The following is an 8,628-nucleotide window of genomic DNA, read 5'->3' as shown; positions in this document are numbered from 1 at the left end:
ATTGGTCTGCCATGCCGCGGGTGATGGCCTGGCGGATCCACCAGGTGGCGTAGGTCGAGAACTTGAAGCCCTTGGTGTAATCGAACTTCTCCATCGCGCGGATGAGTCCGAGGTTGCCTTCTTGGATCAGGTCCAGCAGTGGCATGCCACGGCCGGTGTAGCGCTTGGCTAGGGACACGACGAGGCGGAGGTTGGCTTCAAGAAGGTGTGCTCGAGCCTTCTTGCCATCCTTGGCCAGGACCTTCAGATCGCGCTTCATGGCGCGGGTGAGTGGCTTGTCAGATTGCTTGAGGCGGTACTCGGAGTACAAGCCGACCTCAATGGCCTGCGCCAGCTCAACCTCATTCTCTGCGGTGAGGAGTGCTGTCTTTCCAATGCCGTTGAGATAAACGCGAACAAGGTCCTGTGAGGGATTGTCGTTGGTCTGACCTCGCCTGCTTCCGGGGTCAACCTCTCGATCGTTGCCGGTGAGATCCTGCGTGGACGGTTGAGTCATAACTGGCCTCCTAATTTCGCGGTTCACATTGTTCAACGAGGCGACCAGTCTAAAAGTTCCCTTTATTTTATGAGTCATTGACGCCACCCCTGAAGGGGGTAAAGTCAAGGACATGTTACTGACGTAGGGGTGCTCGAAGGTTCTTTATATATGAACATATTGCAGAATGGAACTCTGACTATTATTACTTCGTTCCCCTAAAATGCCTGCATAGGGGCAATAACAGCCGTACAAGGGGCAGTCATCAGCACTCCACCAGGACGGTAAAGGGACCGTCATTCACAGAGCTCACCTTCATCATGGCGCCGAAGCGACCTTCCTCCACCAGGATTCCCCGTTCCCGGAGACCCTGGGCGATTCTTGAGATCACAGGTTCAGCCTGATCACTGGATGCTGCCTCGGACCAGGAGGGGCGACGGCCTTTTGCAGTGCGTCCCATGAGGGTGAACTGGCTGACGAGCAGCACGGGTGCGGAAACATCGCGGACAGATTTCTCACCGTCGAGAATGCGGAGCTCTGCGATCTTAAGAACCATGGTTTCCCAGGCGTCGTCAGTATCATCGGTACCAACGCCCACCAGGGCCAAGATACCGCCGGTATCAGGACAGTCAATGGCACCCACGATCTCACCATCAACCGTGACGCTGGCAGAGCTCACCCGTGTCAACACAGCTTTCATCAGATATCTACTTCCTTTAACCTTGTATCAGTGACATATCAATGTGGTGACACATTGAACTCCGGGATAGACGGTAATGGGCGGCGCAGCGTCCTAAGCGATCAGTTCGGCTGGCAGAACCAGACCGTGGCGGACCAGATCCACGATGGCTGAAATGGCACCGTTGTATAGTGCTTCTTCTTCTACACCCTTGGCCATGGCATAGAGCCCGAGGGTTTCCTCAAGATTCAGCCCGTCCGGATGCAACCCGGAGAGAACCGCTGCCAGATGCTCATCAATATCGTGACTCCAACGGGGACCATCGGTACGCGCCAGGCGTTTAGCCACCGGCGTAAAGCCCATGCCATCTTCTATATCAGCAAGGCTGACGTCCTCCTGTGCCACGCCCGGACGCACCCGGTACTGAGACTCCAGGAGTGAGGAACGGGTCTGCTCCCGTAACCAGGAAATGCGTGAGAAATATTCCGAGACCTCTGGGCCCAGGGGATCCTCAAAGTACTGGGGCATCTCTTCTGCAAGGATGTCGGACTTCTCTGCCGCCTGATCCAGAGTCAGGCGTTGGATGGCTATGAAACCGAAGCCCACACCATTAACACCTGCCGCATCAAAGTGTCGCAGCCACGCGGTGGTGCGTTCTGCAGCCTCCTCACCACGCAGGTCCAGGGATTCATCGGCGAGCCAGGTGCCTACATAGTGTGCCGGGCTGACGGAATCGCGCTGGATGATCCAGGAGGCGAAGCCCTCATCAGGAAGCCATTCAGCCACCCGCTGCTGCCAGGACTGGTCCTTCGAATGCACCCATGCGCCCAATAGGTGGGCGGTGCCACCGGGGGAGAGGTGGGCACAGGCCTGCTCCACCACCAGTTTGGTTGCCCCATCCAGATCCATCCCGGAATCGCGGTAGACATGACCGATCTCCGGCGGACCCACCACAAACGGTGGGTTGGCAATGATACGGTCAAAGTCACGGCCCTCAACCGGCTCAAACCAGCTGCCCTCCAGCAGTTCTGCCTCAATATCGGAATCAATGAGGGTGGCTTCTGCAAAATCCAGCGCACGTGGATGAACATCGGTTGCGGTGATGGAGGAGCTAAGACCTGCCTGGCCCAGCACCTGAATACCGGAACCGGTACCAAGATCAAGAACCCGACCAGTGGGTGAAGTAGGGGTCGCCTGCAACAGCGACAGGCTGGCGGCACCCACACCCAGCACATGATCCGGGCCGGGCACATGTTGGGTCATGGAAGCATCAGCATCAGAAAACACCCATTGCTGACGGCCTGCGATCAGGTGCGGACGGATATCAATCAGCATGCGCACGGAAACAGGCGAGGTCTCGATTGCAAACCCGGCGTCGACAAGCTTGTCGACGTTAACTGCACCCAGCAAGGTGCCGAGCGACGCCACAGATACCGGATCCCGCAGCACAAAAGCCCGGATTGCAAAGCTGAGATCGGAGTCGGGAAGTGAATCCAGGTGATAACGCACAGCAGCAGGCTGACCGGCATGCATGGCCTGGGTGTACTCCGGACCAAGCAGATCCGCAATCCCGGAGGTGGTGTAGGCGATCTCCCGGAACACCTTCTTTACATCACGGGCAACAGCTGTCAGTGGTGAACGGTGCTGCGGGCTAACGGTCATTCTTGTCGTCCTTTTTATTCTCGTCATCAGCATCAATGGTGATGCCATCAAAATCGCGGATGATATCCAACTCCCCACCGGACTTCTCAGCAGGGGCGGCATCCAGTTCCCGGACACGCCGGGCCTCAAGTTCCGCCTGCTGATTCAACTGTCGTGCCACACCGGGTTTATATACAGCCTTTTCCCGCGGATCACGGGGTTGTCCCTGGGCATTGGCGATCACTACGGCAATCCAGGGCAGTGGGATCGAGATGATGAAGATGATGCCCGCCAGCCACCAGTACCCCCACACCATCCAACAGATCCCGGCAAGGGCCAACAGTGGGATCCGTGCTGCCTGAATCAGATTGTAGGTGCGGCGACGATGGCGCAGATCCTGCATGTGGGTGCGCTTTTTATCAGTAACCAGGAGGATGTCGCCCCGGTAAAAAACATGCTTGAGTTTGCGGGATGCTGAAGATCCCGATGATCCTTTCGGGTTTTTGGGCCGGGGTTTCCGCTGGTTCATATCGCAAAGGGTAGTCCGTTTATGGCCAACACAGGAATTTGGGGCATGATGGGAGGAGTGAGAACGACAACGAAGACTATTGAACGCCCCGATGTCAGGGAAGATAACGCCACTAGCGATGACACCCCGAAGTTCTTCCATTATGTGAAGAAAGACCAGATCGTGGACTCCGCTGTCAATGGTCGCATGGTTGTTGCCCTGTGTGGTGAGACTTTCCCTGTGACCAAACAAGCCAAGCCCGGATCCCCGGTGTGTCCTGACTGTGAGAGAGTTTTTAAGGGTCTGCGCAAGAAGTGAGTGGCAATCTAAGAGCGTGGCAGCGCGCTGCTCTGGATAAGTTCCTTGTGGAAAAACCCCGTGACTTCCTGGCCGTGGCAACCCCCGGTGCAGGTAAAACCACGTTTGCGTTGCGCGTGGCCACGGAACTCAAGGCATCTCGAACTGTTGACCGCATCATTGTTGTGGTACCCACTGAGCATCTGAAAACCCAGTGGTCAATGGCAGCGGCACGCGTCGGACTGTCACTTGACCCTGAATTCAAGAACTCCGGTAGTGTCAATCCGGCCTATGACGGTATCTGTGTCACCTATGCCCAGGTGTCCATGCACCCGTTCAAGCATTATCAAGTCACCATGGCGCGGAAATCCCTGGTCATCCTGGATGAGATCCACCATGGTGGTGACGCCAAGAGCTGGGGTGAGGGCATCAGTCAGGCCTACCGTGATGCTGAGCATCGCCTGGCACTGACCGGTACACCTTTCCGGTCGGATGATTCCCCGATTCCGTTTGTTCGCTATACCGAGGACGATCATGGGCACATGGTGTCCCGATCGGACCACACCTACGGCTATTCCGAGGCGCTTGCCGACGGCGTGGTCAGGCCCGTGGTATTCCTCGCCTATTCAGGCGAGGCCAGGTGGCGCGACAGTGCGGGTGAGGAATACGCAGCACGGCTGGGCGAACCGCTCAATGCCGAGCAGACGGCCAAGGCCTGGCGAACCGCTCTTGACCCCAAGGGTGACTGGATCCCCTCTGTATTATCAGCAGCCCACACCCGCCTGATGCAGCTGCGTCAGAACATCCCTGATGCCGGCGGCCTGGTGATCGCATCAGACACCAAGACGGCCCGTGCCTACGCCAAGATTTTAAAGGAGATGTCCTCCACCCCCGTGGCAATCGTCCTCTCGGATGAGCCGGGTGCCTCGGCGAGAATTGAAACTTTCTCCAATTCCACCGATGAGTGGATGGTGGCGGTGCGCATGGTGTCTGAAGGTGTGGACGTTCCGCGTCTGGCTGTGGGTGTCTATGCCACCTCAGCATCAACACCGTTGTTCTTCGCGCAGGCGATCGGCCGTTTTGTGCGTTCCCGTATGCCGGGTGAGACCGCGTCGGTGTTTCTACCCTCGGTTCCTGTCCTGCTGGATCTGGCGGCAAAGCTCGAGGTCTCACGTGATCATGTGCTGGGCAAACCGGATCGCCCGAATGAGGGCTGGGATGATGAACTCCTTCAGGACGCTAACCGTAAGGAAAGCGAACCGGATTTCCTCCCCAAATATGAATCACTGGGGGCGGACGCCGAGCTTGATTCCCTGATCTATGATGGTTCCACCTATGGCACCGGAACCTTCTCCGGTTCTGCTGAGGAAGCCGACTACCTGGGTCTCCCGGGTCTTCTTGATGCGGAACAGATGCGTGAACTTCTGCGCAAGCGTCAGGAGGAGCAGCTGGATGCCCGTGAGATCGAGGAGAAGCGCCGCAAGGAACAGGAGCGCCTGAAGCAACGTGAGGCGGAGATCCATGAGAAACCAGCAACTGATGAAGTTGCCAGTGATGAGATCCCACGTCTGCGCAAGGAGCTCAACACCATTGTGTCGATCACCTCGGGACGCACCGGCCGCCCACACGGTGCTATTCATACAGAGGCACGGAAAAACTGTGGTGGCCCACCCACTGCACTGTGCAGTGCACAGCAGTTGCGTGACCGGATTGCGTATCTACGACAGTGGTAACTGCCAAATAGATGTGTGAACGATAAAGTTTTCACATCAAAATACATACCCCTGCGACTTGTTATCAGTTGCAGGGGTATTCTTGTCTGAGCACTTCGTAGATAATTTCTGATGCACGCATGAGAAACTCTCCGATAGTGGCACCACCAACGTGGGAATCTGTACAACAAAATTGAGGAAGGCCGACACTCCCTATGACAACCCCAAACTATCCTTATGGTGAACCAGGAAATAACAACCCTGGCAATGATGACGGCACAAATCAGAACAACACCGATGCCACCCCAGGTTATGGTTCCTATGGTGGCGACCAGGTTGACTCTGCTGGTGGAGCATATCCCTCGGAACCCACTGGAGCAGGCCAGTTCAGCGCCAGCTATCCCACAGCCGGTGGCGACGGCTACCAGGACCCATATAACTCGGGTTACTCCGGAGGCTTTGAAAACTCACCGATGAATATAACCAAGAACAAGACCGCGGCCTGGGCACTGGGCCTGGGTATCGCCAGCGTTGTCTCCCTGCTGCTGATGCTGATCCCTGTCGTGGGCCTGATCGGCCTGCTGGCACCGTTCATCGCGGTGGCAGGAATCATCGTGGCCATCGTGGCACTGGTGAAGGGAAAGAAATACCAGGGATCCAACAAGCGGACCGGTTGGTCCATCGCCGGTCTGGTGCTCTCCATTCTCACCCTGGCCATCATCGCGGTTGTCATCATCGGCGCGGTGGTATTCTTCAGCAACTCCGGAATCATCGACTGCGTTGCTGACAACACTGATCCAGCTGCGCAGCAGGCATGTATTGAACAGTCCATCAACCAGAATTTCCAATAGTCACTGTTGATAGTTTTCCACCGCTGATTTTAACCGGGCTCCACGTATCTGTGGGGCCTTTGGTATCAGATACCTCCGCAGCGCTCAGCGCCAATCTTTTTTACAAGGACATATTTCATGACGACACCAGGAGCAGTTCCTGCTGAACCGACTCGGAAACCTGAACGTTCCGCGCAGAAACACCGTATCCTCTCGCCGGATATCGCCCGTGGCATCGCCCTACTGGGGATCGCACTGGCTAATGTGGCCACCGCCTGGGTGGTGCCTGAAGCATCATTGAAGGCAGGCGCACTGGGCGGTTTGGTCAACGGGTCCATCTGGGAGGAGATCATGGCGGTGATCAGCGCCATGTTCATCCATGTCCGTGGTCTGCCGATGTTCTCCACCATGCTGGGCTATGGCGTGGGCATGATCGTCACCAGCCTCTGGCGCAGGCAATACCCGGAGGGGAAAGCCCGCGGGATCCTCACCCGCCGATATGGATTCCTGGCCGTATTCGGCCTGGCACACATGATCTTCCTTTTTTGGGGAGACATCATGTTCTTCTATGGTGTGGCCGGCATGCTCTTTGCAGCCATCATGACCTTCAAGGACAAGACCCTCTGGTGGGTCGCCGGTGTACTCTTCACCATCAACGCTCTGATCATGGGTGGAGCTCTCCTTGCGATGTCCATGCTCATGGATGGTGACCTCCAGGCCACCGTCACAGGCTCCGCCTTTGACACCTTTGAAAGCTATGGAGAATATCTTCTTTTTGCCCTGTTCATGGTGGTAGGACAGATAGCTGCCGTGCCGATGGAGATCCTCATGCTCTTCCCGGTGATGATCGTCGGCTATATCGCAGCCCGCCACCGGGTCCTGAGCCGGGTGGATGAATTCCTTAAACCACTCTGGGCTGCGGTGGGGATCGCCCTGGCGGTGGCAGTATTCATCGGACTGCCCTGGGGGCTCGCAGAGATCGGTGTGCTGCCAAACGCCTGGGCGACACTGTTCTCCGGCTTGAACCAGGCGGTCGGTGCTCTCACCGGCCCCGGCATCGTGGCCAGTATCGCGCTGCTGGTCCAGCCCCTGCAGCGCCGAATGAATGCCCAGGCGGAAAGAGGGGAGAAGGTCACCCTCCCGCTGCTTCCCCGGATGATCGCAGCACTGGGTGCCCGTTCCATGAGTGGCTACATCATGCAGTCCTTCCTGCTCCTCATCATCACCCAGCCCTTCACACTCGGTCTGGGCATTGGGCAGGGCATCTTGGGGGCCAGTGCGGTGGCGCTGGTGGTCTGGTTGATCACGGTGTTCCTGGCGTTTGCTCTGGAACTTGCTGGACGCCGGGGACCATTTGAAGCCATACACCGCCGTGTCTCTTATGGGAAGAAGGGATTACAGGATCCCTATGTGGATCCGCATCACCCACAGGCATTCCCGAGCGCCGGTGACTACCGTCCGATCCCCGGTGCCCAGCCGCTCCACCACCTTCACCCAGATGAGGGTGAAGGTGGCACCCCACACCAGTAGGGGATCACCTGAGAAAGGTGATGTCGTGGCACTTCGCTGAGGTGCCACGGATTATACATTGTGGAACTTCGTATGCTTCACAGCTGCGTCTTTTCAGGATGGGTTATATAAAGTTCCATAAATGTACAAGCCTTCCCACCCACGCCCCTAGTAGTGCTTCGTTAGGTTGGGGCGCGGAATGGGAGCGCTGCATCGACGTCTCCCGGTCCCACTCCGACGTTCTGATCCACCACATTCCCCGTGGGAAGATGTATCCGCGGACCTCGCGTTTGAGGCTTCGTCCTATAGCCCACCGGTCTGGGGAACACGGAACCAGTTCCGAATCGATGCAGCACCAGGTGTTCAAAGCTGTGATTGCCCGCTTCCTCCACACTCACCGACACCTGCATTCCATCGAGCGGATGTGCCGCATGCTCAACGAGCATGAATGCGTTGTTTTACCAGCAACCTTCTACCACCGCTTTTAGGCCCGTGGATTCCGGCACACCTCGCCGATTCACGTCATTCGGCTGCGATCATCGTCTAGCAGCCAACCAAGAAGATGCTTGCTAACTTGCCAGGGGAATGACTATTTGGAGCGCCTCGCTAGAGTAAACTGGAGTTTTCACAGGGTAATCACACTATTTACAAACGGAGAAGCCATGGAAAAAGGGAAGAAAAGTAATGGTCTAACTATTGCATTAGGAATAGCGCTGATAATTGTGATGGGGGTGGCAGCTTCACTCTATTTCATTCGATTTGACTCTGGTTTTGAAGAGGGCCTTGCACAAGGTTATGAAGAGGGTCTGGCGCAAGGGAAATCGGAGCAGGTAGAGGTGATAAAGGCCGATCCCACCACAGGCGTAATTCCGGACTTCGTCGGCGGGAATGCGGATGCGGTGGGCTATTGGTCGGGTGGGACTCGGAGGTTGGAAGTAAACGCGAAGGGGGCAACCATTCCCATAATTTTAAAAGCG

General features: G+C 56.7%; 9 protein-coding genes. 5 read left to right on the top strand and 4 right to left on the bottom strand.

From position 1 onward, the window contains the following. From Q0M74_RS11595 to Q0M74_RS11580, 4 genes are all read right to left on the bottom strand, one after another. The coding region (locus Q0M74_RS11595) for a sigma-70 family RNA polymerase sigma factor (RefSeq protein WP_293954597.1) at window positions 1-496 on the bottom strand (496 nt) is incomplete at its 3' end. 244 nt (window positions 497-740) lie between these two features. Beyond that, a complete protein-coding gene (gene dtd / locus Q0M74_RS11590) occupies window positions 741-1,175 on the bottom strand; it encodes a D-aminoacyl-tRNA deacylase (protein WP_293954595.1) in 435 nt (144 codons plus the stop codon). A 93-nt stretch (window positions 1,176-1,268) separates the two neighbouring features. Continuing rightward, window positions 1,269-2,816, bottom strand: coding sequence for a class I SAM-dependent methyltransferase (locus Q0M74_RS11585; protein ID WP_293954593.1), 1,548 nt, complete (start codon window positions 2,814-2,816; stop codon window positions 1,269-1,271). Then, on the bottom strand, window positions 2,806-3,324 hold the full coding sequence (locus Q0M74_RS11580) for a DUF3099 domain-containing protein (protein WP_293954590.1): 519 nt from the start codon (window positions 3,322-3,324) through the stop codon (window positions 2,806-2,808). Before Q0M74_RS11580 ends, Q0M74_RS11585 begins: the two co-directional genes overlap by 11 nt. A 57-nt stretch (window positions 3,325-3,381) precedes the next feature. Here Q0M74_RS11580 and Q0M74_RS11575 point away from each other — a divergent pair, with 57 nt between their 5' ends. From Q0M74_RS11575 to Q0M74_RS11555, 5 genes are all read left to right on the top strand, one after another. After that, window positions 3,382-3,621 (top strand): DUF3039 domain-containing protein, encoded by a 240-nt coding sequence (locus tag Q0M74_RS11575; RefSeq protein WP_293954588.1) that lies wholly within the window; start codon window positions 3,382-3,384, stop codon window positions 3,619-3,621. Beyond that, window positions 3,618-5,333, top strand: a complete 1,716-nt coding sequence (locus Q0M74_RS11570; protein WP_293954586.1) for a DEAD/DEAH box helicase — start codon at window positions 3,618-3,620, stop codon at window positions 5,331-5,333. The genes Q0M74_RS11575 and Q0M74_RS11570 overlap by 4 nt, the downstream gene beginning before the upstream one ends. A 194-nt stretch (window positions 5,334-5,527) precedes the next feature. After that, window positions 5,528-6,163 (top strand): NADH-quinone oxidoreductase subunit J, encoded by a 636-nt coding sequence (locus Q0M74_RS11565; RefSeq protein ID WP_293954584.1) that lies wholly within the window; start codon window positions 5,528-5,530, stop codon window positions 6,161-6,163. 117 nt (window positions 6,164-6,280) lie between these two features. After that, complete coding sequence (locus Q0M74_RS11560; protein ID WP_293954582.1) at window positions 6,281-7,672, top strand: DUF418 domain-containing protein; 1,392 nt, start codon at window positions 6,281-6,283, stop codon at window positions 7,670-7,672. A 641-nt stretch (window positions 7,673-8,313) separates the two neighbouring features. Next, window positions 8,314-8,628, top strand: a 315-nt coding sequence (locus Q0M74_RS11555; RefSeq protein ID WP_293954580.1) for a hypothetical protein, incomplete at its 3' end; no start/stop codon positions are given.

Origin of the sequence: uncultured Corynebacterium sp., from assembly GCF_945649885.1 — a bacterium.
Taxonomy (GTDB): Bacteria; Actinomycetota; Actinomycetes; order Mycobacteriales; family Mycobacteriaceae; genus Corynebacterium.
This window is presented reverse-complemented; position numbering and strand designations above follow the sequence as displayed.

Bases quoted from the DNA above. Each gene is read 5' to 3' on its own strand.
- dtd (WP_293954595.1), bottom strand. From the start codon at position 1,175: ATGAAAGCTGTGTTGACACGGGTGAGCTCTGCCAGCGTCACGGTTGAT.
- Q0M74_RS11565 (WP_293954584.1), top strand. From the start codon at position 5,528: ATGACAACCCCAAACTATCCTTATGGTGAACCAGGAAATAACAACCCT.
- Q0M74_RS11585 (WP_293954593.1), bottom strand. From the start codon at position 2,816: ATGACCGTTAGCCCGCAGCACCGTTCACCACTGACAGCTGTTGCCCGT.
- Q0M74_RS11580 (WP_293954590.1), bottom strand. From the start codon at position 3,324: ATGAACCAGCGGAAACCCCGGCCCAAAAACCCGAAAGGATCATCGGGA.
- Q0M74_RS11560 (WP_293954582.1), top strand. From the start codon at position 6,281: ATGACGACACCAGGAGCAGTTCCTGCTGAACCGACTCGGAAACCTGAA.